Origin of the sequence: Kineosporia corallincola, from assembly GCF_018499875.1 — a bacterium.
Classification (GTDB): domain Bacteria; phylum Actinomycetota; class Actinomycetes; order Actinomycetales; family Kineosporiaceae; genus Kineosporia; species Kineosporia corallincola.
Genome location: NZ_JAHBAY010000012.1, coordinates 113,507 through 136,693, shown reverse-complemented (window position 1 = coordinate 136,693; position 23,187 = coordinate 113,507). Strand labels below are relative to the sequence as shown.

Genomic DNA, 23,187 nt, shown 5'->3' with positions numbered 1-23,187 from the left:
GTGCCATGGAGGACGACGAAGAGCTCCTGACCCGCATCCTCACCGAACTCCATAGCATCCCCGCCCCGCACGGCCGCGAACGTCCCGCGGCCGTGCGGTTGCACGCCTGGTGCCGGGAACACTGGCCGCAGGTGCGCTGGGAAGTGGTGCCGTACGGGGACTCCGGGGCCAATCTGCTGGGAACGGCGGGGGCGGTGCCGGAGTCGGTGCTGCTGTACTCACACCTCGACACCTCGCTCGACGGGTCGGCCGCCGACGCCCCGGTCACCGGGCGCACCGACCCGCCCGGGCCGCTGCGGATCACCCACGAGGCCGACGGTTTCGGGCTGGGGGTGGCCCGCGGGCCCGCCGCGGCCGCGCTGCTCGGCTTCGTGCGGGCGGCTGCCGGGAACGGCCCGGGCTCCACCCTGCTGCTCGCCGGATCCGGCACCCACCGGCTGGTTCCCGGTGAGATCACCGGTGTGGAGCACCATCTCGCCACCCGGCCGAGACCCCGCCAGGTGGTCGTGGCGAAGGCCGGGCCGCCCGGCGTGCTGCATTCCGAGCCGGGCGCTGCCTACCTCACGGTCCGCGTCACCGGCCGCCACGGGGCCGTACTGGCCCGGCGCCACCACCGGCCCGACGGCGGTGTGGTCGCGCACGCGGGCCGCGTGGTCGCGGCGGTCGAGCAGTGGCGCACCGGGCACCTGGCCGCCCGGCGCGGCGCCGGCCAGCTCGGCGCCGAGGCCGGGATCGGTTATCTGTCGGCCGGTCTCGCCACCAAGCCCGACCTCTTCCCGGCCGTGCTGGAGCTGCGCCTGTACCTGGTCACGCTTCCCGGCGACCGCCCGGAGCAGGTGGCGGCAGAACTCGGGAAGGCCGTTGCGGCAGCGGTTCCCGAGGGCTGCACGGCCACGGTCGAGGCGCACGAGATTCACCCGGCCGGCGTCACCGGCGAGCACGCCCCGGTCGTGCGCCGGGCCCGGCAGGTGCGCGAGAAGTACCTGGGGGCGGCGCAGGACATCACCGGCTGGACCGGTTCGACCGACGGTGTGGTGTTCCGGGGCCACGGCATCGACACGGTCCGCCTCGGCCCCACCATCGGCCCGGGCCCCGACGACCCGCGCCGCGACCGCACCCCCCTGGCCGGGCTGGGCACCTGGGCGCGGATCTACGGGGAACTGCTCACGTAGAGCAGCAGAACGGGGGACGCCGGCCACCGGCGTCCCCCGTTCTCTCACGAGATCAGTTGCCCCACTCGAAGTTCGGCTGGGCCGCGTCGGCGATCGCGAACCGCCCGCCCGGCAGCAGCCCGCCGGCCGGCTCGCCCATCGTGACCACGTGCTTGCCGAACTTCTCCACCAGCGGCCGCCCGACGTCGCGCTTCAGCCACAGCCGCAGCAGGTGCCGGCGGCGCTCCGGCTCGGGGAAGTCCAGGTACCCGGTGCGCGAGTGCAGGGCCGCGTAGTTCAGCAGCCACTGCACGTCGCCCGGCTGGAAGTTCATGTCCAGCGCCAGGCCCGGCTCCTGCGAGATCTCGTCGAACAGGTTCAGCACCTGGGTCTGCTCCGGCGTCAGCCGCGGCACCTCGGCGAACCGCTGCGCCGAGAAGATCATCGACATGCCCGCGTAGACGCTGAAAATGCCGTCCACGTAAGAGACCACGGGCGAGGAGTAGGTGTTCTCCGGGGCGTCCGGGTCCTGTGCCTTCCAATCCCAGTGGAACGGCTCCAGCAGCAGCGGCGCCAGGTCGGGTCGCCGCCGCAGCACCTCGTTGTAGATCGTGGTGCCGCTGACCAGGCTGCTCGCGCCGCCCTCGCGGGCCCCGCGCAGGCACATCAGCGCCACCACGTCGGAGGAGTCGGAGTGGAACGGCAGACGGTCGCGCACGCGTGAGGGTTTCGCGCCCTCGTCGGCGAGAGTCTTGTCAGAGGTGGCGATCACGTGGTCGAGCAGGTCGCCCATCTGGTTCTGCCCGATCGGCTGCCCCAGGTGCAGGCCCATGACGAAGAAGATCGCCCCGGCCAGGACGTCGCCGTACTCCTCGGTTTTCAGACCGCGGATCAGGATGAAGCCGCGCCCGGTGTCCATCTGCCGGCCCGACTCCTCGTTCAGCCGGGTGCACGCGGGCAGCGGGTAGTCGGCCGCGGTCACGGTGCGCAGGTCGGGGTCGTCGGCCACGAGCTTGCGCCCGGCGGCCTCCAGGTCGGCGATCTCGCCGGGGGCCAGCTCGTAGATCCACTCGGTGGTGCCGGCCAGCTCGTCGCCGCGCCAGGCGGACGGGCCGGAGATCGGCTCGAGGGCGATCGTGGTGTTCGTCATCGTGATGCTCCCGGGGTGGGGGGTGGAAGACGTCGCGGAGCACCGGACCCACCCCTCCCCACGGCGGAGGACAGGGTGGTGCCCGGGTGAAAAGATGGGCCGGACCAGGTGTTTAGAACGGGACCTGGGGGTTGCCGACGGCCGTGCCGGGACGGCGCAGGCCCTCACGCGGAGGGCGGGAACGCAGCGGCTCGGCGTACGTGCCGGGAGCGGCTGTCGATGTCATCCCGGCCTCCTCGTCGCCCTCGGTCCTGCGGTGCGTTCCCGACCAGGCTAGGTAGCCCGGATGGGTGCGTCAATATGCGAGACGGTGTCCCGTCCCGTCATCGGTCAGGATTTACCTGATGTCAACGTGCGCGACCTGCCCGCCCACCACCGTGGCCAGCACCCGCGCCCGCCGCAGCATCTCGTCGTCGCACAGCAGCGGATCCACGTCGACCGCGGTCAGGTCGGCCGGCCCGCCCGGGTACAGGTGGCCGGGCTGCCCGGTGATCGCCGCCGCGCCGGTGGTGAACATGGTCAGGGCCTGGCGCGGCGTGATCGCCTGGGCCGGCCCGAGCGGTTCGTCGCGGCCCTGCACCATCCGGGTGCGGGCCTGCCACATGCCGAACAGCGGCGACATCGGCCCGCCCGGCCCGTCGCTGCCCCCGCCGACCAGCACCCCGGCGTCCAGCCAGGCCCGCAGCGGGTTCGCCCCGGCGGCCTCGTCCTCGCCGAGCCGGCCGATCAGCGACGTGCCGAACGACCACTGGAGCGCCGGGTGCGCCGACAGCGCCACGCCGAGCCGGGCCGCCCGGGCCAGCGCCGAGCGGCTGGGCGTCAGGTAGCCGTGGATCAGGTGGAAACCGGTGCCCCGGTAGGGCTGGTCGCCGGCCCAGTTCAGCACCTCGAGCACGTCGAGCACCGCGTCGATCGCGGCGTCGCCCACGGCATGCACCCCCACGCCGTGCCCGCGCAGCCCGGCCGCGCAGTGCGCCCGCAGCGTGTCCAGGGTGATGCTCTGGTTGCCGTGGTCGTTCTTCGTGCCCGGCCACGGCACCGAGCGCCAGGCCGTGCCGAGCGAACCCCCGCCGTCCAGGAAGAGTTTCGTCGGCCCGACCCGCAGCCGGGCCGGGGCGATCGCGGCCAGCGGCCCGGCCGCGGCCGCGACCTGCTCGGGGGTCACGTCGTCGCCGCCCAGCGGCATCACCACGGCCCGCTGCCGCAGCCGCCCCTCGCGCGCCGCCTGTGCCCAGGCCTCCAGGTCGGGCAGGGCCACGGCCGGGTCCATCGCGGTGGTCACGCCCAGCCCCAGCAGCTCGCGCTGGCCCAGCTCGATCCAGCGCATCCGGGTGACCAGGTCGGGGGCGGGCACCACGCGGCGCACCAGCGCCGCGGCCGGGTGCTCGATCAGCAGGCCGGTCGGCGAGCCGGACGGGTCGCGCACGATCCGCCCGCCCTCCGGGTCGCGGGTGGTCGCGGTGATCCCGGCGCGGTGCAGCACGGCGGTGCTGACGATCACGTCGTGGCCCTTGCGGTCGAGCACGACGTGCCCGCCCGGGCAGGCCCGGTCCAGGTCGTGGCGGGTCGGCAGCCGGCGCTCGGCCAGGTCGAACGCCTCGGCGTTCAGGTCGGCCTCGACCCAGCCGCCGCCCTGGCGGCGGGCGTGGGCGGCCAGCCGCCGCACGATCTCCTGCACGCTGCCCACGCCGTCCAGGTCGCACCGGTCGCGGCGCCGCCCGGCCCACAGCACGTGCACGTGGCTGTCGGTGAGCCCGGGCAGAACCGTTCCGGGCAGCGCGATCTCGTGCACCCGCCCGCCGAGCTCGGCCCGCACCCAGCCGGGCGAGCCCCAGTTCACGATCACGCCGTCACGCACCCCGACCGCCTCGACCACCGGCGGCATCACGTGGGGCGGGGCCAGGGTGTGGATGTCGCCGGTGACGAGGAGGTCGGGCATCGCGCGGTGCTCCGGTGCGTGAGAGGGACGGGGAGGGAAGGCGGTTCAGGCCGCGCCGACGACCAGCCCCACCCCGTCGGCCCGCGGGTCGGCCGCCGCCGACAGGCCGCCGGCGTCGAGGCGGCACACCTGCACGTGCCCGGCGTCGTCGCGCTTGGCCGGTGAGGTGATCACGTCGAGGCCCAGGCCCGTCGCCGTCCCGGCCAGCGAGACGGCCTCCGGGACACCGGGTTCCAGCAGCAGCGAGGGGGCGGGCAGGCCGAGGTCGCGCGAGCCGATCACCCAGCGCGGCCGCTCCAGCAGCCCGGGCAGGTCGGTGGTGGTGACGGCCTCGCCCGCCACCTGGGACAGGATCCAGGCCTGCGCCCGGCCGCCCTGGCAGCCCAGCGCCAGCACGGTGTCGTCGTGCACGGCGATCACCGGGCACAGCGTGTGCGGGGGCCGGGCGCCCGGCCGCACCCGGCCCGGGTGCGCCGGGTCGATGCTGAACGCCGAGCCGCGGTTGTGGAACACCACCCCCGTCGCCGGGTCGAGCAGGCCGGAACCGAAGGTCTGGAACACACTCTGGATCAGGGTGACCGCGGTGCCGTCGTCCGCCACGGCCGTCACCGCCACCGTGTCACCGGCGGGCTTGGGACCGGACGGCAGCGCCCCGACCCGGCGGGCGGCCCGGCCGAGCAGCGCCTCCACGTCGATCGGGCCCAGCCGCGGGTCGCCGAGCAGGGCGTCGCGGTGCAGCTCGGCCTCGCGGGCCGCGGCCAGCCGGCCGGCCGGCCCGGCGGCCAGCACCGCCAGCAGCGCCGCCCCCTGGCTCGGCGGGGGAGCGACCGACCAGGTCACGCCGTCGAGCGTCATCGTCAGCGGGGAACCCACCTCGGCCTCGTGCGCGGCCAGGTCGGCGGCCCGCAGCGGGCTGCCGAACCCCTCCAGCGCCGTGGCCAGGCGCTGCCCGAGCGGGCCGGTGTAGAACGACGTCCAGTCCCCGGCGATCTCGGTCAGCGTGCGCGCCAGGGCGGGCTGCACGAGCGGCGCCCCGGCCCGGCGGGGCTCCCCGTCGTCCTCCAGCAGGAGAGCCGAGAGCCCCGGATCCGAGCGGACGACGGACAACCGGTCGAGGGTGCCCCGGGCCAGCCCGGGACTGACCGCCACGCCGTCCGCGGCCAGCGCGATCGCGGGGGCAAGGAGATCGGCGAACGGCAGCCGCGCGCCGAGACCGGCCAGGCTCGCCCAGCCGGCCACGACGCCCGGCACGGTGATCGCCAGCGGCCCGCCGGGCGGCATCCGGTCCAGGCCGGCGACCGCCGCCGCGTCGAAACCCGCCGCCGCGGCGCCCGCCGAGATCACCGAGCGCACCTCGCCGTCCGGCGTCCGGACCAGTGCGACCAGGTCGCCACCCACCGAGCACTGGTGGGGATACGCCACGGTCAGGGCCGCGGCGGCGGCGAGCGCGGCGTCCACCGCCCCACCACCGTTCTCCACCACCGAGCGCGCGGCCGCGACCGCGTCCGGGTGCGGTGCGGCGACGGCCACCTGAGTCGTCATCTGGTTGCTCAGTCCCTCTCGGTCAGCGCTGGATCAGGATGGCGCGGGTGAACGCACCGTCGGCGTCCACCAATTTGGTCGGCAGACACACCAATTCGTACTCGCCGGGGGCCACCTCGTCCAGGTCGGCGTTCTCCAGGATCAGCACGCCGGCGTTCAGCAGCACGTGGTGCGAGTCCCAGGTGTCCGTGCGGGTGTGGTGCTCCAGCGTCATGTAGTCGGTGCCGATCAGCTCGACCCCGTTGGCCACCAGCCACTTCGACGCCTCCGGGCCGACGCCCACCCACTGCTCGGCGCGCTCGGTCTGCTTCAGCGGCCCGGCCGAGTTGGTGGTCTTCAGCAGCACCCGGGTGTGCCCGGCGACGCCCGCGGCCTCCAGGTGCTCGGGCAGCACCTCGCCCTCGACCTGGGTGCAGTCGGCCACGATGCACGGGCCGACCATCGAGTACAGCGACACCCGGTCGATCGGGGTGGCGCCGTCGACGAAGTGCGCGGGCGCGTCCACGTGGGTGCCGGTGTGCGCGCCGATCCGCCAGCGGGTCACGTTGGAGGCGTCACCGTTCGCCAGCGACTCGACCACCTCGACCTCGGGCTTGCGGCCCCAGTGCAGCATCTTCGGGTGGATCGGCAGGGTGATGTCGTAGATCTTCACGATCGTTCCTCTCTCAGTTCCCGGGCCGGTGGGTGGGGTCCGGCCAGGGCTCCGCGACGGCCTTGGCGACCGCCGCGGCGGTGGTGGCCACGCAGCGCTCGAACTCCACCTTGCCGTGGTCGGCGTTCGCCTCCTGCACCTCACGGCCCCACACCCCGGTGTCGCTGACCTGGTCCATCCGGTAGTCCCAGAACGAGTCCACGTCGACGTGCGAGGTGGCCCGGTCCATGTGCACCAGATCCGGGTGCAGGTGCAGCATGACCGACGTCTCGAAGAAGTTGGCGTGCATCAGGCCCCGGCCGAACTGCACCCGGCCGTTCACCTCCGGCCCGGGGTACATGGTCACGTAGCCCAGCGCCCGCACCCGCGAGTCCGGGTGCCGCACCCGCAGTTTCTCGGCGGTCACGTCGAGCGAGCCGTTGTTCCAGATGTGCCCGTTCAGCAGCACGAACTGCCGCACCCCGCTGGCGTGCAGCGAGTCGATCAGGTCCTCCATCACCGCGATCATCGTCTCCGGGCGCAGCGCCACCGTGCCCGGGAAGTCGCCGTGCGAGCCGGACACCCCGTAGGTCACGGGCGGCAGCGTGGGGACGCCGGTGAGCGCCGAGACGCCCTCGGCCACGGCCTGGCAGATCAGCGTGTCCACCGCCAGCGGCAGGTGCGGGCCGTGCTGCTCCACCGCGCCGACCGGGATGATCACCGCGTCGGTCCGGCCCACCGTCGCACCGGCCTCCGGCGACGTCAGCCGCTCCCAGTTCACCGGTGTCCCGGTGCCTTTGAACTCCAGCTCACTCACCATGTTCTCCGTGTCTTCTCCGGCAGCAGTTCGATGGCCCGGTACGCGACGACGTCGTCGCCCGCGCTCACCCAGACCCGGGCGTCCGGGCAGTAGTCGCTGATCAGCTCGCGGCACACCCCGCAGGGGGCGATCACCCGGAACCGGCCGGCCGGCTTGACCAGCACCGAGACCACGGCCTCGATGTCCAGCCCGGCGCCTCCGTGGAGGGCGCCGGCCGCGGTGCCCATCGCCACACCCTCGGCACAGATCGCGCTGCGCCGGGCCGAGCCGTCCACGTGCACCCCGGTGTGGACCGTGCCGTCCGCGGTGCGCAGCGCGCTCGCCACCTCGTGCCGGCCGGGCACGTACACCCGCCCCAGCACGTCCTGGGCCCGCTCCAGCAGCTCGGCGTCCGGTGCGCCCATGGACGGCGGGGGCTCGACGCGGACGATGTCCGACGGGCTCACAGGCCGAGGATCCGCGCGAAGTTCCCGCCCTCGACCAGCGCCCGGTCGGCCTCGTCCGGGATCGCCTTGGCGATCTTGAACCGCTCCAGGTCGAAGTCCGAGCCCGGCCACTCGCTGCCCAGCAGGATCTTCTCGGCGCCGAGCCGGGCGTAGGCCCGCTTCACGTCGCTCATCAGCGTCGCCGACGTCTCCAGGAACACGTGCGGCTGCCGCTCGGCCACGATGATCGCCTCCGGCACGTTCCACACCGCGCCCATGTGCGCGATGATCGTCGGCACGCCCGGGTGGTCCTTGGCGATCTCCTCGATCGCCAGCGGCGCGCAGAACGAGTCGTCCAGCGCGTTGATCAGCACCGGAAGGCCCAGCTGGGCGCACTTCTCGAAGACCGGGTCGAGCAGGCCGTGGTCGGCCACGTGGTAGCCGTGCAGGCTCGGGTGCAGCTTCAGGCCCTTCAGCCCGGCCGCGGCGAACCGCTCGATCTCGTCCAGGGCGTCGTCGGCCTGCGGCATCACCTGGCCGAAACCGATGAACCGGGTGGGGTGCTGGCTCACCATGTCGATGAGGAAGTCGTTCTCAATGCGCTGCGCCAGCGAGCACACCATCGCCATGTCGACGCCCGCGGCGTCCATCCGGGTGAGGATCCGCTGCGGGTCGAACGGCGTGTACGGCGGCGGCTTCTCGCCCGGCTTCGCGCCGGTCAGGTAGTCGGAGCGGCCCCGCACGTCCTGGGTGGTGTTGTAGGCGTCAATGATCAATGTCGGCGTGCTCCTTGGTTGTTTCAATACCCGCCGTCTGCAACGGGAAGTGACAGCGGACGCTCCGGCCTGGCTCCAGCTCGCGCAGAGCGGGCTGCTCGGTGCGGCACAGGTCGGTGACCTTCGGGCAGCGGCTGGAGAACAGGCAGCCGGGCGGCGGGTCGGCCGGGTCCGGCGGGTCGCCCTGCAACTGGGCCTGGCGCACCTGCGCGGTCGGGGTCACCCGCGGCACCGAGGCCAGCAGGGCGTTGCTGTAGGGATGCGCCGGGCCGTCGAAGAAGGCGTCCCGCTCGGCGATCTCGATGATCTGCCCGAGGTACATCACCGCCACCCGGTCGGCCAGCTGCCGCACCACGCCCAGGTCGTGCGAGATGAACAGGCAGGTCAGCCGGCTGGCCTCGGTCAGGTCGGCGAGCAGGTTCACCACCTGGGCCTGGATCGACACGTCCAGCGCCGACACCGGCTCGTCGGCCACCACGAACTTCGGGGACGGCGCCAGGGCCCGGGCGATCGCGATCCGCTGCCGCTGGCCGCCGGAGAACTCCCGGGGCCGGCGGTGCCCGGCGTCGCGGCCCAGGCCGACCAGGTCGAGCAGGTCGCCCGCGCGTTCCTCGGCCTGCGCCCGGGTGGCGCCGCGGGCCCGCATCACCGGCTCGGCGACGATGTCGAGCACCCGGCGGCGCGGGTTCAGCGAGCCGAACGGGTCCTGGAAGATCATCGCCAGGTCGGCCCAGACCGCCCGCAGCTGCGCACCGCGCAGGTGGGTGATGTCCAGGCCGAGGAAGTCGATGCGACCGCCCTGCGGCTCCACCGCGCGCAGCACGGCGCGGCCCAGACTCGACTTGCCGCAACCACTCTCACCGACCAGGCCGAGGGTCTCGCCCTCGGCGATGTCGAGGTCGACGTCGCGCACCGCACGCACCCGGCGCCCACCGGGCCGGGTGTACTCGACGCGCAGGCCGGTCAGCCTCAGCAGGGGGGTGCTCATGCCGCGCCCACCGCCAGGGCCCGCGCCTTGTCGGCGCCGGGCAGCCAGCAGGCGTCGAGATGGTCCGCCGCGCCGTCCCTGCGCTCGAGTTCCGGCCGCTGCGAGCAGCTCTCGTGCACCGACGGGCAGCGCGGCGCGAAGGCGCAGCCGGCCGGCCGGTCCACCCCGGTCAGCGGGCTGCCGCCGATCGCCGCCAGCCGCCGGGGCCGGGGGCCGTCGATGCGGGGCATCGAGTTCAGCAGCCCGATCGTGTAGGGGTGCTGCGGACGGTTGAGAACCTCGTCACGGGTGCCGATCTCGACGATCCGCCCGGCGTACATCACGGCGATCCGGTCGGCCACCTCGGCCACCACCCCGAGGTCGTGGGTGATCAGCACGATCGCGCTGCCGTGCTCGCGCTGCATGCGCTTGAGCAGGGCCAGCACCTGGGCCTGGATGGTCACGTCGAGCGCGGTGGTCGGCTCGTCGGCGATCAGCACGCCCGGGTCGTTGGCCAGCGCGATCGCGATCATCACGCGCTGGCGCATGCCGCCGGACAGCTGGTGCGGGTAGGCCCGGGCGTTCTGCTCCGGGCTGGCGATGCCGACGTCCCGCAGCAGGTCCACGGCCTTGCGGGCGGCCTCGGCGCGGCCCACCGGCTGGTGCCGGCGGATCATCTCGGCCACCTGCCGGCCCACCCGCTGCACCGGGTTCAGCGCGGCCAGCGCGTCCTGGAACACCACGGCGATCTGCGCGCCGCGGATCTTCTGGAGCTGTTTCGTGCTCGCCGCCACCAGGTCGGTGCCACGGTGGTCGGCGGTGCCCGAGATGTGTGTGCGGGGGCCGCGGTTCAGCCCGGTCAGGCCCATCGTCAGCGCCGACTTGCCGGAGCCGGACTCGCCGACCAGGGCCAGCAGCTCACCGGCCCGCAGGTCCAGGCTGACCCCGTTCACGGCCGGCAGGCGTCCCGCCGGCACGTCGAACTCGACCTTGAGATCCCTGATGCTGAGCACGGTCTCGCTCATCCCAGGGCCTCGTCGATCAGGTCCGCCACCCGCTGCGGGCTGACCTGCGGCACGAAGTGGCTGCCGTCCACGTCGGAGGTGACGGCGTCCATCCGCGCGGCCATGTCCCGCTGGGTGTCCACCCGCAGTGTCTTGTCCTGCGCCGCCACCAGGTACCAGCGCGGCTTGTCCTTCCAGGCCTGCGGCCCGGACTTCTGCTCGAAGATCGCGTTGGCGCTGGGCCGGCCCTCGCCGCTCCACACCGCGCGGCGCTCGGCCGGCAGGTCCCAGGCGATCTCCTCGTAGTACTCCGGCGAGCGGGAGGACTGCCACTCGCCGTTCGGCCCGCGCACCATGTGCTTGTTCACCGGGGCCACCGGGTAGCGGGCCAGGATGTCCTGGATCGACTCGCCCTCGTCCGGGCCCCAGGCCGCCACGTAGACCAGGCCCCTCACCCGCGGGTGGAGGCCGGCGCCGCCGATCACCGCGCCGCCGTAGGAGTGGCCGACGAGCAGCACGTCGTCCGTGGTGTGCTCGTCGATCCAGGCGGTGGTGGTGGCCACGTCGTCCGCCAGCGACGTCATCGGGTTGGTGACGGCCGTGACCCGGTGCCCGCGCTGCTCGAGGATCGGCAGGACCAGCGACCAGGTGGTCGGGGTGCCGCCCGCGCCGTGCACGAGAACGATTTCGGTGGAAGACATCTCAGCTCTCTCCCAGCCGCGGGTCCAGCACCAGGTACAGGACGTCGACGGCCGCGTTGACCAACGTGAACAGCAGGGCGATCGCCAGCGCGGCGCCCTGCACGACGGGGTAGTCGCGTTGCAGCACCGCGTCGACCAGCAGCACCCCCACACCCGGGTAGGAGAACACCGTCTCGGTGACCGTGGAACCGCCCAGCAGGGTGCCGAACTGGAGGCCCAGCACGGTGATGATCGGCAGCGACGCGTTGCGCAGCACGTGCCGGCGCACCACCTGGCCCTCGTCCAGGCCCTTCATCTGCGCGGTGCGCACGAAGTCGTCGCCGAGCACCTCCAGCACGCTCGCTCGCACGATCCGGGTGATGAACCCGGCCGTCGACAGGGCCAGCGTGGAGGCCGGCAGGATCAGGTGCTCCAGCCACGGCCAGATCAGCTCGGGCCGGTCCTGGAGGATCGCGTCGAGCAGCACGAAGTTCGTGAACGGCTGGTAGTCCAGCTGGTTCGGCACCCGGCCGATGACCGGCAGCCAGCCCAGCCACACGCCGAACACCACGATGCCGAGCACACCCAGGGCGAACCAGGGCAGGCTGAAGGTGACCGTGGCGGCCGCCCGGGTGCCGGTGTCCACCCAGGTGTCCTTGCGCAGCGCCGCCCACAGGCCGCTGACCCCGCCGATCAGCACGGCGATCAGCATCGCGGCCACGGTCAGCTCGATCGTCGCGGGCAGCGCGTTGCCGATCAGGGTGAGGACGTCGTTGCCCCCGAAGTACGACGCGCCGAAGTCGCCACTGACCAGGTCGCGCAGATAGATCAGGTACTGCTCCGGCAGCGACCGGTCCAGGCCGAGCGAGCGGGTGATCTCCGCGGCGTTCGCGGTGATCTGCTCGGCGCTGGCGTCGGTGGCCCCGCCGGCCGCGAGCGACTTGGCGGGGGAGCCCGGCAGCAGCCGCAGCGCCACGAAGACCAGACTGGCCAGGGCCCAGAGCACCAGCGGCACGGTGAGCAGCCGCAGGGCGATCATCCGGGGCAGGCCGCTCCTGGCCCGGCGCAGCAGGCCCGGGCCGGGAGCCGTGGCCGGGGTGATCGCGGTCATGTGAGCCCCCGCGGGTCGAGTGCGTCGCGCAGGTCGTCACCGGCGAAGTTGCAGGCGACGACGAAGATCAGGGTGGCCGCGGCGGGCAGCACGGTGAGGGCCGGCGTGGTCAGGATGAACTCCTGCCCGGCCTGCACCATGTTTCCCCAGTCCGGGGTCGAGGCCGGGATGCCCAGGCCGAGGTACGACAGGCCGGCCGCGAAACCGGCTGCGACGGAGAGGGTCATGATCACCTGGGCCATCATCGGCCCGGCGATGTTCGGCAGGATCTCGCGCAGCATGATCCGCGGTCCCCGGCTGCCACCGAGTTTCGAGGCCAGCACGTAGTCCCGGGCCGCCTCGCGGGCGGCCAGCGCCCGGGCCAGCCGGGCCAGGCCGGGCGCCAGCGAGATGCCGATCCCGATCACCAGCGTGCCGGTTCCCGCCCCGGCGCCCGCCACCAGCAGGATGATCAGCAGGATCGAGGGGAACGCCAGGGCCAGGTCGACCGTGCGCATGACCACCTGGTCGGCCAGGCCGCCGAGATATCCGGCGACCAGGCCGAGCAGGGTTCCGATCAGCGTGGCCAGCAGCGTGGCCAGCACCGCCACCAGCAGCAGCGGCCGGGCCCCGTGCACCAGCCGGGCCAGCTCGTCGCGGCCCAGGTCGTCGGTGCCGAGCAGGTGGCCGCTGCTGCCGGCGGGCAGCAGCGCGCTGTTGGACTGGCGCATCGGGTCGGCGCCGACCAGGACCGGCCCGGCCAGCGCGACCAGCACGAAGAACAGCAGCACCAGCCAGGAGGCGGCGGAGAGCCAGTTCGTCGCGATCCTGCGGTGTTTCAGCAGCTGGGGCAGGCTAGACACTGGCCTTCTCCATGAAGCACCGGTGATTGCCGAGCGCATTGACGTTCATGCCCTCCACACCCGAGCCGCTCACCACCGGGTTGGTCGAGTAGGCGAGCATCACCAGCACCATGTACTCCTCCGCCCAGCGCCGCTGGATGTCCGAGTAGGTCTTCGTGCGCTCGTCCCCGTCCTCGAGGTTCTTCGCCGCGAACAGTTCGTCGGCGAACTTGTCCGCGCCCTTCAGCGAGGCGAACCCGGTGGCGAAGTCGCCGTACACGCCGGCCGGGTTGGCCATCGAGCCGACCATGTTGTCCGGGTCCGGCACGTACGAGTTGCGTTCCCAGATCATCAGGTCGTGGTACTCGTCGTCCGGGTCGGTCACCCGGCCGAAATAGGTGGCCGGGTCGACGGAGTCGACGACCACCTTGAACCCGGCGTCGGTCAGGTTCTGCTCCACGATCTGCGCGGCCTTGGGGTGCCAGCTGTCGCTCGCGGCCATCAGGTGGATGGTGCGGCCGGTCGCGCCGGCCTTCTCCAGCAGCTCCTTGGCCCGGTCCAGGTCGTGGGTGCTGAGGTCGGCCAGCCCCGCGTCGTAACCGTTCTGGGCCGGCGGGATCGCGTAGCCGTCGGGCACCTGGCCCTTGCCGTAGAAGGCCTGCGCCACGATCGCCTCGCGGTCGACCGCCAGGTTGATGGCCTGCCGCACCTCCAGCTCCGGCACCCGGCGGGCGTCGATCATCATGATCGCGTCGAAGCCGAGACTGGTGTCGTAGACGGTGACGGCATCGTTCTTCTCCAGCGACGCCAGCGCCGAGTAGGGGGTGAACTGGGTGGCCGAGATGTCGCCCGAGATCAGCGAACTCACGATCGTCGAGGGGTCGGTGACCTGCTGGAGCACCAGCCGGTCGATCGGCGGCCGGCCGAGCCGGAAGCCGTCGAACGCCTCCAGCACCACGGACTGCCCGGAGGTGGCGCTGGAGAACTTGAACGGGCCGGTGCCGACCAGCGCCTTGCCGATGTCGGCGCCCTTCTCCTTCAGCGCGGCGCTGGAGATGATCCGGCCGCCGATGTCCGAAAGCCGGCCCAGCACCATCCGGTCCGGCTTGATCAGCACCATCTCGACGGTCAGGTCGTCGATCGCCTTGAGCGACTTCACGTTGGCGCCAAGGCTGTTCAGTGGCCGGGACGCGCCCTCGGGCAGCGTCTTGTCGGTCTCGTCGAACTGCCGGTTCAGGCTGGCCAGCACGTCGGCCGAGGTGAAATCCGTTCCGTCGTGGAACTTCACGCCGCTGCGCAGGTGGAACGTGTACGTCTTCTGGTCGTCCGACACGTCCCAGGACTCGGCCAGGTCGGGCTGCGGGGTGTTGTCCTCGAACGAGATGAAGGTCAGGCCGCGGCAGATGCAGTCGACGGCCATCCAGTCGCCGAGCGTGGTGTAGAAGGCCGGGTCGTTGACCGCGCTGGTGCCGTCGACGGCCAGGGTCAGCGTGCCGCCGGTCCTCGCGTCGCCGGAGCCGCTGTCCGAGTCGTCGGCGGCGACGCCGCAGGCCGAGAGCAGGCCGCCGAGGCCTAGGGTCATGCCCATGCCGAGCAGGCCGGCGCCGCGCAGCATGGTGCGGCGGGAGACGTCGGCGGGCACGGCGGCCCCCTGGGCCTGGGGCGGCTGGGGTGCGGCGGGGGTGGAACGCGGCATGGGAGAGCTCCTATGAGACGGGCAGGTCAGCAAAGAAGAGCCTGGATAGCAATCGACGCAGATTGGATCCATCTAGGAAGGGAACGTATCCTGAATAGGAGATCGCGTCTAGACCGTCGCGCCGGGCCACAGAGTTGTCCCGGGTGGAGGCGGTGCAGGCCAGGAGGCGGTTGGCCGCGGGGGAGGCCGCTGTGCGGATGTGTCGCCGTGCCGTCGTGCCGGCGTGCGGTCGTGCGGTCGTGCGGTCGTGCCGCCATACGGACGTGCGGGTGTGCCGTAGTGCCGCCGTGCGGGTGTGTCGTCGTGCCGTCGTGCGAATGTGTCGCCGTGCTGGCGCGTCTGGCGTCACGCCTTCATGAGGGACGCCCGCATCGGCCCGCGCTGTCAGCGCTCCTGATGGTGTGGTCGCCTGCGGGGGGGGGGGGACCTCCTCCCTAGGGTGATAACAGGCTATTGCGTGACGAATGCGCATCGAGGAGAAGCCGTCCCGACCACCCGCGTCCGCGGATCGCGAGTGGTCGGAACGGCCGGTCGGCCGGGAATCAGGCCGATGCGGTACCCGGCTCAGTACCCGTCGCGGCGGCCTCGGCAGCGGCGGCGGCCACCGCCTTCTGCCGCCGTGCCACCACGTAGGCGCCGCCACCCACGGCGGCGGACAGGGCCAGGGTGGCCTGCCAGTTCCGGTTCAGCCGGTGGCCGAGCAGGTGGTCCACCGAGTACCGGCCCGGCCCGGTCAGCGCCAGGGCGGCGGTGGTCAGCCCCAGCACGGCCGGGTACTCCACCCCGCCCTGAGTGTTGAAGAAGCCGTTGGGACGGTGCACCGAGGCGGCACCAATCATCGTGCCGGCCGCCGCGGCCGCCGCGAACGGCGTGCCCGCCCCGGCGACGAGCAGGGCCCCGCCGGCCTCGCCCAGGCCGGCGGCCAGGGCGTTGCGGCGTCCCGGCCGGAAGCCCATGCCCTCGAAACCGGCCGCGGTGGCGCTCAGGCCGCCCCCGCCGAACCAGCCGAGCAGTTTCTGCGCCCCGTGGGCGAAGAGGGTGGCGCCGACGCCGACCCGCAGGCCGAGCAGGCCGAGGTCGAGAGTGCTACGGGACATCCGGTGCTCCTAACGTTCGCCCGGGCCGGCCCCGTCGCACCGGTGCGAACCGGCGGGCCCAGATTTCGTTCAACGCTCAATGGTCACGTCGCCGGTGAAACCGGTCGAGGCCCGGATGTTCCGGATGCCCCGATTGGGGCCGAAAGTCATCTGTGATCAGTGCCAAAGTCCGTGCCGGTGCACCGGATCAGGCAGAGCGGATCAGGCAGAGCGGATCAGGCAGAGCGGATCAGGCAGAGCGGATCAGGCAGAGCGGATCAGGCAGAGCGGACGGCGTCCAGCACCGCGGCCCACGGCAGACCGGGTTCGGCACGGGGCGCGCTGACGGCCCCCGCAGGGCTGACGGCCCTCTCAGGGCTGACGGCCCCCGCAGGGCTGACGGCCCCCGCAGGGCTGACGGCCCCCGCAGAGCTCACGGCCCCCTCGTCGTCCCCCAACAGCAGCCGCACGCCGGCCGAGCGCAGGGCGCGCACGTGCCCGCCCCAGGCCGGGTGCCGCACGTGGGAACGGTTGACGCGGGGCAGCACGAGCACGGGGACGTCCTCGCGGCCGATCATCTCGTTGGCCACGGTCGTCGCCTGGTTGTCGCTGATCCCGAGGGCCAGCTTGGCCACCGTGCCGGCGGTGGCGGGCACCACGGCGCAGACGTCCGGGTCGGGGTGCGGGCGTGGCTGCCCGGGCAGCCGTGAGGCCGAGCGCACCGGCAGCCCGGTGAGCCGCTCCAGCCGGGCGGCCTCCCCGTCGGCCGCGAGCCAGGTGCCGGCGGTGGGGGTCAGCGTGATCGCGACCCGCCAGCCCTCAGCCACCAGCGGTTCGGCCAGGCCGAGCCGCAGCCCTTCCAGACCACCCGCGGCGCAACCGATCAGGGCGAGGACCCGGCTCACCGGAACGTCAGCTGTCCCAGCGGAACCAGCGCACCGTGGCGGCGGTTCCGGCCGCCGCCCAGGCGGTGAGCACGGCCAGGTCGAACCAGGGCCACTCGCCGTGGGCCAGGCTGGCGCGCAGCCCGTCGCCCAGCGCCCCCGACGGCAGCCAGCGCACCACGTCGCCGAGCGGGCCGAGCTGGCCGGCCGCCAGCACCACGCCACCGCCCGCGAGCAGCAGGATCCAGATCAGGTTGGCCGCCGCCAGCACCGCCTCGGCGCGCAGCGTGCCGGCCAGCAGCAGGCCGAGGCTGACGAACGCGGCGGAGCCGAGCACACCGACGGCCAGCGCGGGGAGCACCCCGGCCAGGGCCGGGTGCCAGCCCAGGGCCAGGCCCACGGCGCCGAGCAGCACCACCTGGACCGCCGACACCACGGCGACCGCGCCCAGCCGCCCGGCGATCAGCCCGGAGCGGCCCAGTGGGGTGGTGCCGAGCAGCCGCAGCATGCCGGCCCGGCGGTCGAACCCGGTGCTGATCGCCTGACCGGTGAACGAGGTGGAGATCAGGGCCAGGGCCAGCACGCCCGGTGTGGCCAGGTCGATGCGGCGGCCCGCGCCCAGGTCCACCACCCCGCTCCGGGCCAGCCCGGCCAGCACGAACAGCGGCAGGATCACGGTGAGCAGCAGCTGCTCGCCGTTGCGGAGCATGGCGGTCGCGTCGAAGCGGGTCTGCGCCAGCACCCGGCGCAGCGGCGGGGCGGCCCGGTTCCCGCCGTCCTCCCGCACGGAGGCCTGCGAACCGGGCACGGTCATCTCGATCGCGCTCACGCCCCGATCACCTCCGTCGCACCGGCCTGACGGGCGGCGATCTCCAGGAACACGTCTTCCAGACTCCTCCGGCCGAGCACCAGACCCTCCGGCATGATCCCGAGCTGCGCGCACCACGCGGTGGTGGCGGCGACGTCGGCGGGCAGCAGGTGGGCCTCGGGGGTGCGGTTGGCGACGACGTAGTGGCCGGGCCGCACCTCGGTGGCGGCGATCCCGGCGGACAGCAGCGGCGCCAGCCGGCCCAGGTCCAGGCCGGGCGGCGCCTCGAAGGTCAGGGTGTGGTCGCTGCCACCGGTCAGCTCGCGCGGGGTGCCCGCCGCGACCACCCGGCCGGCGGCCATCAGCACCACGTGGTCGGCCAGCCGCTCGGCCTCGTCCAGCAGGTGCGTGGTCAGCACGACCGCCACACCACCGGCGCGCAGCCCGCCGATCAGGTCCCAGACCGCGAGCCGGGCCTGCGGGTCGAGCCCGGCGGTCGGCTCGTCGAGGAACGCCACGTCGGGACGGCCGACCAGGGCGACGGCCAGGGCCAGGCGCTGCCGCTCGCCGCCGGACAGCCGGCGCACCGGGGTGCGCAGCCGCCCGCCCAGGTCGAGCGTGGACACCAGCCCGGGCAGGTCGAGGGGGTCGGCGTACATCGCCGCGGCCAGGTCGAGCAGGTCGCCGGCCCGGGCGGCCTGGGGCAGGCCGCCGTCCTGGAGCATCACCCCGACCCGGGGGCGCAGCCAGGCGCCGTCGGTCATCGGGTCACGGCCGAGCACCCGCACCGAGCCGCCGTCCGGGCGGCGCAGGCCCTCGCAGCACTCGATGGTGCTGGTCTTGCCCGCGCCGTTGAGGCCGAGCACGGCGGTGACGGCGCCGGGCGCCGCGGTGAACGAGGCGCCGTCCACGGCGACCCGTGAGCCGTAACGCTTCACCAGCCCGGCGACCTCGACGGCGGGCGGCACCAGAGAACGTGACACGACGTCAACCATAGGGAAGCCCGGAGGGCCCGGCGGCACGACCCCGCCGTCGCGCCCGGCCGGATCCGTGGTTGGCTGTGCCCCGCCCCTGGGTGACCAGCGTTCCGGCAGGTGAAAGTTAGGTTCACCTTCCGTGACGCACCAGACAGAACCGGTGAGCCGGGTGGAGGGGCCCCGGCTTGAGCCCGGCGTCGAATAACGTCACACTGGTGTGGTGGAAATGACCGAGGCCGATCTCGAAGCCGGCCGCATGGAGGATCGGGGCACCCGTAACCGGGTCTCCCGCGAGATCCTCCATCACGGTCCCGTCACCGCCAGCGATCTGGCGGCCACGCTCGGGCTGACTCCCGCGGCGGTGCGCCGTCACCTCGACACCCTGACCGATCAGGGCCTGGTCTGCACCTGGGACCCGCCCGAGGGCGCCCCCCGGCGCCGCGGGCGCCCGGCCCGCCTGTTCGTGCTCACCGACGCCGGGCACTCGGTGATGTCGACCGCCTACGACGATCTGGCCGTGCAGCTGCTGGAGTTCCTGGCCGCCACGGCCGGTCCCGACGCCGTGCGGGAGTTCGCCGTGGTCCGGGCCGAGCGCCTGGCCCAGCGGTACCGCCCCGCCGTCGACGCGGTGGGGCGCGACCCGCACCGCCGGGCCGGCGCCCTGGCCCAGGCCCTGAGCACCGACGGCTACGCCGCCAGCGTCCGCTCCCTGGAGGAGCGCGGCCGGCGGCAGCCCGAGGGTGAGCAGCGCCCCAGCCCCGGCAAGCAGCTGTGCCAGGGCCACTGCCCGGTGCAGCAGGTCGCCGCGCAGTTCCCGCAGCTGTGCGAGGCCGAGACGCACGCGTTCTCCAGCCTTCTCGGGGTGCACGTGCAACGGCTGGCCACCCTGGCCCACGGCGAGCACGTCTGCACCACCCACATTCCGCTGAACAGTCCGACCATCCGGCCGCCAGCACACGACGAGCCGGACGTCACGTCACATGAGGAGAAATCAGCCGATGAGCACCGTGTCGCATCCTGAACTCGAGGGCCTCGGGCGGTACGAGTTCGGCTGGGCCGACTCCGACGTCGCCGGCGCCGCAGCCCAGCGTGGCCTGTCCGAAGCGGTCGTGCGTGACATCTCGGCCAAGAAGAACGAGCCGGAGTGGATGCTGAACCAGCGGCTCAAGGGCCTGCGGCTGTTCGGCAAGAAGCCCATGCCCACCTGGGGTTCCGACCTGTCGGGCATCGACTTCGACAACATCAAGTACTTCGTGCGCTCCACCGAGAAGCAGGCCCAGTCCTGGGACGACCTGCCCGACGACATCAAGGCCACCTACGACAAGCTGGGCATCCCGGAGGCCGAGAAGCAGCGGCTGGTCGCGGGTGTCGCCGCGCAGTACGAGTCCGAGGTGGTCTACCACCAGATCAACGAGGAGCTCGAGAAGCAGGGCGTCATCTTCGTCGACACCGACACCGGCCTGCGCGAGTACCCGGAGCTGTTCCAGGAGTACTTCGGCACGGTGATCCCGGTGGGCGACAACAAGTTCGCCTCGCTGAACACCGCGGTCTGGTCGGGCGGCTCGTTCATCTACGTGCCCAAGGGCGTCCACGTCGAGATCCCGCTCCAGGCCTACTTCCGGATCAACACCGAGAACATGGGTCAGTTCGAGCGCACGCTGATCATCGCCGACGAGGGCTCCTACGTGCACTACGTCGAGGGCTGCACGGCGCCGATCTACAGCTCCGACTCGCTGCACTCGGCCGTGGTCGAGATCGTCGTGAAGAAGGACGCCCGGGTGCGCTACACGACCATCCAGAACTGGTCGAACAACGTGTACAACCTGGTCACCAAGCGGGCCACCGCGGCCGAGGGCGCCACCATGGAGTGGGTCGACGGCAACATCGGCTCCAAGGTCACCATGAAGTACCCGGCCATCTACCTGCTCGGCGAGCACGCCAACGGCGAGACGCTGTCGATCGCGTTCGCCGGCGAGGGCCAGCACCAGGACGCCGGCGCCAAGATGGTGCACGCCGCCCCGCACACCAAGTCGTCCATCGTCTCCAAGTCGGTGGCCCGCGGCGGTGGCCGCACCTCCTACCGCGGCCTGATCCAGGTGCTCGAGGGCTCGCACCACTCGGCCAGCACGGTGCGCTGCGACGCGCTGCTGGTCGACACGATCAGCCGGTCCGACACCTACCCCTACGTCGACGTCCGTGAGGACGACGTGGCGATGGGGCACGAGGCCACGGTCTCCAAGGTCAGCGAGGACCAGCTGTTCTACCTGATGTCCCGCGGCATGACCGAGGAGGAGGCGATGGCGATGATCGTGCGCGGTTTCGTCGAGCCGATCGCCCGGGAGCTGCCGATGGAGTACGCCCTGGAGCTGAACCGCCTGATCGAGCTCCAGATGGAAGGCGCGGTCGGCTAGTCCGCCAAACCCGTCACCCATCAACCACTTCCAGAACGAAAGAGCCATGACTCAGACATTCACGATCGAAGGCGGACCGGTCGAGCTGCACCGCTCGAGCTTCGACGTCGCGGACTTCCCGCTCCCGAACGGCCGGGAGGAGGACTGGCGGTTCACCCCGCTGGACCGCCTGCGCGGGCTGCTCGAGGGCGAGCCCACCGACGCCACCCTGACCTGGACCACCGACCTGCCCGAGGGCGTCGAGCTGACCACGGTCGGGGCCGGCGACCCGCTGCTGCGCTCGGTGCCGAAGTCGGTCGACCGCACCAGCGTGCTGGCACTGGAGAACGCGAAGAACGGCGCGGTCGTCGTGCGGGTGCCGCGCGACGCCGAGCCGGACCGGCCGGTCGTGATCCGGCTGCACGGCACCGGCGACCAGATCGTCTGGGGCCACGTCATTCTCGACATCGGCGCCAACGCCCAGGTCTCGGTGGTCGTCGAGCACACCGGCAGCGCGCGCTACTCCGGCGAGCTGTCGATCCTGGTCGGCGACGGCGCCCGGGTGAAGTTCGTCAGCGTGCAGGGCTGGGACCGCACCGCGGTGCACGCCCAGCACGTCGGCATCCGTCTGGGCAAGGACGCGTCGATCAACTCCACCCAGGTCACCCTGGGCGGCGACCTGGTGCGCTTCGTCGAGACCGTGGAGTACACCGGCCCGGGCGGCGACGCCGAGATGGCCGGCCTCTACATCGCCGACGCCGGGCAGCACCAGGAGCACCGGCTCTTCGTCGACCACAGCGCGCCGAAGTGCCGCAGCAACGTCACCTACAAGGGCGCGCTCCAGGGCGAGGGCGCGCACACCGTGTGGGTCGGCGACGTGCTGATCCGGGCCGAGGCCGAGGGCACCGACACCTACGAGATGAACCGGAACCTGGTGCTGACCGACGGCACCCGGGCCGACTCGGTGCCGAACCTGGAGATCGAGACCGGCGAGATCGTCGGCGCCGGCCACGCCAGCACCACCGGCCGGTTCGACGACGAGCAGCTGTTCTACCTCCAGGCCCGGGGCATCACCGAGGAGGAGGCGCGCCGCCTGGTCGTGCGTGGCTTCTTCGCCGAGCTGATCCACAAGATCGGCATCCCCGACCTCCAGGAGCGTCTGCTCGCCGCGATCGAGGCCGAGCTGGGCGGCGAGCCCGAGACCGCGATCAGCGCGGTGCAGCGGTGAGCCGTGAGCGCGTCGCGTCGCTCGCCGACCTGACGCCCGGCGAGGCCGTCCAGGTCACCGTGGGCACGGCGCTCGTCGCCCTGGCCCGGGAGAACAACGGCGAGGTGCACGCGGTCGCCGACCTGTGCACCCACGCCGCGGTCTCGCTGTCGGAGGGACTGGTCGAGGACTGCACCATCGAGTGCTGGCTCCACGGCTCGGCCTTCGACCTGCGCACCGGCCGGCCCACGGCCCTGCCCGCCGTCACCCCGGTGGACGTGTACGAGGTCACCCTCGAGGGCGACGACGTGTACGTCGACACCGACGTCATCGTGAACTCTGCTTCATCTAAGGAGAACTGAACCGCCATGGCCACACTGGAAATCCGCGACCTGCACGTCAGCGTCGAGACCGAGCAGGGCCCCAAGGAGATCCTGCGCGGTGTCGACCTGACCATCGGCTCCGGTGAGACGCACGCGATCATGGGCCCCAACGGCTCCGGCAAGTCCACGCTGGCGTACTCCATCGCCGGGCACCCGAAGTACACGATCACCTCCGGCACGGTCACGCTCGACGGCGAGAACCTGCTCGAGATGAGCGTGGACGAGCGCGCCCGGGCCGGCCTCTTCCTGGCCATGCAGTACCCGGTCGAGGTGGCCGGCGTCACCGTGTCCAACTTCCTGCGCACCGCCAAGACCGCGATCGACGGCAAGGCCCCGAGCCTGCGCACCTGGGTCAAAGACGTCCGCGGCGCCATGGACGCGCTGAAGATGGACCCGGCCTTCGCCGAGCGCGACGTCAACGCCGGCTTCTCCGGCGGTGAGAAGAAGCGTCACGAGATCCTCCAGATGGAGCTTCTCAAGCCGCGTTTCGCCGTGCTCGACGAGACCGACTCCGGCCTCGACGTGGACGCCCTGAAGATCGTCTCCGAGGGCGTCAACCGGGTGCGTGAGAACAGCGAGGTCGGCGTGCTGCTGATCACGCACTACACGCGCATCCTGCGCTACATCAAGCCGGACTTCGTGCACGTGTTCGTCGACGGCAAGGTGGCGGCCGAGGGCGGCCCGGAGCTGGCCGACGAGCTCGAGGCCAACGGCTACGACCGGTTCACCGGCGCGAGCGTCTGAGCTCA

The 23,187-nt window shown here is 72.6% G+C and carries 23 protein-coding genes; 6 read left to right on the top strand and 17 right to left on the bottom strand.

The features are described 5' to 3' along the window. Positions 1-5 precede the first annotated feature (5 nt). On the top strand, positions 6-1,172 hold the full coding sequence (locus KIH74_RS26070; RefSeq protein WP_214158950.1) for a hypothetical protein: 1,167 nt from the start codon (positions 6-8) through the stop codon (positions 1,170-1,172). A 52-nt stretch (positions 1,173-1,224) separates the two neighbouring features. Here KIH74_RS26070 and KIH74_RS26065 read toward each other — a convergent pair whose 3' ends face one another. The 17 genes from KIH74_RS26065 to KIH74_RS25985 form a co-directional block, all read right to left on the bottom strand. Further along, entirely contained in the window at positions 1,225-2,301 is a 1,077-nt protein-coding gene (locus tag KIH74_RS26065) for a TauD/TfdA family dioxygenase (protein ID WP_214158948.1), read from the bottom strand. Positions 2,302-2,638: 337 nt separating this feature from the next. Next, positions 2,639-4,240, bottom strand: coding sequence for an amidohydrolase (locus KIH74_RS26060; protein ID WP_214158946.1), 1,602 nt, complete (start codon positions 4,238-4,240; stop codon positions 2,639-2,641). A 45-nt stretch (positions 4,241-4,285) separates the two neighbouring features. Further along, positions 4,286-5,782, bottom strand: a complete 1,497-nt coding sequence (locus KIH74_RS26055) for a gamma-glutamyltransferase (RefSeq protein WP_214158944.1) — start codon at positions 5,780-5,782, stop codon at positions 4,286-4,288. Positions 5,783-5,804: 22 nt separating this feature from the next. Beyond that, positions 5,805-6,434: a cyclase family protein gene (locus KIH74_RS26050; protein ID WP_214158943.1), complete on the bottom strand. Its 630-nt coding sequence runs from the start codon at positions 6,432-6,434 to the stop codon at positions 5,805-5,807. Positions 6,435-6,447: 13 nt separating this feature from the next. Continuing rightward, positions 6,448-7,233, bottom strand: a complete 786-nt coding sequence (locus KIH74_RS26045) for a creatininase family protein (protein ID WP_372492128.1) — start codon at positions 7,231-7,233, stop codon at positions 6,448-6,450. Continuing rightward, a complete protein-coding gene (locus KIH74_RS26040) occupies positions 7,227-7,679 on the bottom strand; it encodes a cytidine/deoxycytidylate deaminase family protein (RefSeq protein WP_214158939.1) in 453 nt (150 codons plus the stop codon). The genes KIH74_RS26045 and KIH74_RS26040 overlap by 7 nt, the downstream gene beginning before the upstream one ends. Further along, positions 7,676-8,434: an amidohydrolase family protein gene (locus tag KIH74_RS26035; RefSeq protein ID WP_214158937.1), complete on the bottom strand. Its 759-nt coding sequence runs from the start codon at positions 8,432-8,434 to the stop codon at positions 7,676-7,678. The genes KIH74_RS26040 and KIH74_RS26035 overlap by 4 nt, the downstream gene beginning before the upstream one ends. Beyond that, positions 8,424-9,422 carry an ABC transporter ATP-binding protein gene (locus tag KIH74_RS26030; RefSeq protein WP_214158935.1) on the bottom strand — a complete coding sequence of 333 codons (999 nt, stop codon included), beginning with the start codon at positions 9,420-9,422 and terminating at the stop codon, positions 8,424-8,426. Before KIH74_RS26030 ends, KIH74_RS26035 begins: the two co-directional genes overlap by 11 nt. Further along, positions 9,419-10,426, bottom strand: coding sequence for an ABC transporter ATP-binding protein (locus tag KIH74_RS26025; protein ID WP_214158933.1), 1,008 nt, complete (start codon positions 10,424-10,426; stop codon positions 9,419-9,421). Before KIH74_RS26025 ends, KIH74_RS26030 begins: the two co-directional genes overlap by 4 nt. Beyond that, positions 10,423-11,106 carry an alpha/beta fold hydrolase gene (locus tag KIH74_RS26020; protein WP_214158931.1) on the bottom strand — a complete coding sequence of 228 codons (684 nt, stop codon included), beginning with the start codon at positions 11,104-11,106 and terminating at the stop codon, positions 10,423-10,425. Before KIH74_RS26020 ends, KIH74_RS26025 begins: the two co-directional genes overlap by 4 nt. A 1-nt stretch (position 11,107) precedes the next feature. Next, positions 11,108-12,196 (bottom strand): ABC transporter permease, encoded by a 1,089-nt coding sequence (locus KIH74_RS26015; RefSeq protein WP_214158930.1) that lies wholly within the window; start codon positions 12,194-12,196, stop codon positions 11,108-11,110. After that, a complete protein-coding gene (locus KIH74_RS26010) occupies positions 12,193-13,038 on the bottom strand; it encodes an ABC transporter permease (protein ID WP_214158928.1) in 846 nt (281 codons plus the stop codon). Before KIH74_RS26010 ends, KIH74_RS26015 begins: the two co-directional genes overlap by 4 nt. Further along, positions 13,031-14,713 carry an ABC transporter substrate-binding protein gene (locus KIH74_RS26005; RefSeq protein ID WP_214158926.1) on the bottom strand — a complete coding sequence of 561 codons (1,683 nt, stop codon included), beginning with the start codon at positions 14,711-14,713 and terminating at the stop codon, positions 13,031-13,033. The genes KIH74_RS26010 and KIH74_RS26005 overlap by 8 nt, the downstream gene beginning before the upstream one ends. A gap of 542 nt (positions 14,714-15,255) precedes the next feature. Then, complete coding sequence (locus KIH74_RS26000) at positions 15,256-15,810, bottom strand: DoxX family protein (protein ID WP_214158925.1); 555 nt, start codon at positions 15,808-15,810, stop codon at positions 15,256-15,258. Between the two features lie 257 nt (positions 15,811-16,067). After that, a complete protein-coding gene (locus KIH74_RS25995; protein ID WP_214158923.1) occupies positions 16,068-16,694 on the bottom strand; it encodes a flavoprotein in 627 nt (208 codons plus the stop codon). A gap of 7 nt (positions 16,695-16,701) precedes the next feature. Next, the gene (locus KIH74_RS25990; RefSeq protein WP_308114006.1) at positions 16,702-17,502 is read right to left on the bottom strand and encodes an ABC transporter permease; all 801 of its coding nucleotides are present in this window, start codon (positions 17,500-17,502) and stop codon (positions 16,702-16,704) included. Beyond that, positions 17,499-18,476, bottom strand: a complete 978-nt coding sequence (locus KIH74_RS25985; RefSeq protein WP_246573089.1) for an ABC transporter ATP-binding protein — start codon at positions 18,474-18,476, stop codon at positions 17,499-17,501. Before KIH74_RS25985 ends, KIH74_RS25990 begins: the two co-directional genes overlap by 4 nt. A gap of 208 nt (positions 18,477-18,684) precedes the next feature. On the opposite strand from KIH74_RS25985, the gene KIH74_RS25980 reads away from it, so the two are divergent. The 5 genes from KIH74_RS25980 to sufC are packed head-to-tail and all read left to right on the top strand — an operon-like array spanning position 18,685 to position 23,182. Then, positions 18,685-19,479 carry a helix-turn-helix transcriptional regulator gene (locus KIH74_RS25980; RefSeq protein ID WP_246573132.1) on the top strand — a complete coding sequence of 265 codons (795 nt, stop codon included), beginning with the start codon at positions 18,685-18,687 and terminating at the stop codon, positions 19,477-19,479. Further along, positions 19,457-20,869 carry a Fe-S cluster assembly protein SufB gene (gene sufB / locus KIH74_RS25975; RefSeq protein ID WP_214158919.1) on the top strand — a complete coding sequence of 471 codons (1,413 nt, stop codon included), beginning with the start codon at positions 19,457-19,459 and terminating at the stop codon, positions 20,867-20,869. The genes KIH74_RS25980 and sufB overlap by 23 nt, the downstream gene beginning before the upstream one ends. Positions 20,870-20,915: 46 nt before the next feature. Beyond that, complete coding sequence (gene sufD, locus KIH74_RS25970; protein WP_214158917.1) at positions 20,916-22,076, top strand: Fe-S cluster assembly protein SufD; 1,161 nt, start codon at positions 20,916-20,918, stop codon at positions 22,074-22,076. Next, a complete protein-coding gene (locus KIH74_RS25965) occupies positions 22,073-22,417 on the top strand; it encodes a non-heme iron oxygenase ferredoxin subunit (RefSeq protein WP_214158915.1) in 345 nt (114 codons plus the stop codon). Before sufD ends, KIH74_RS25965 begins: the two co-directional genes overlap by 4 nt. A 6-nt stretch (positions 22,418-22,423) precedes the next feature. Next, positions 22,424-23,182 (top strand): Fe-S cluster assembly ATPase SufC, encoded by a 759-nt coding sequence (sufC, locus tag KIH74_RS25960; RefSeq protein ID WP_214158913.1) that lies wholly within the window; start codon positions 22,424-22,426, stop codon positions 23,180-23,182. Positions 23,183-23,187: the final 5 nt, after the last annotated feature.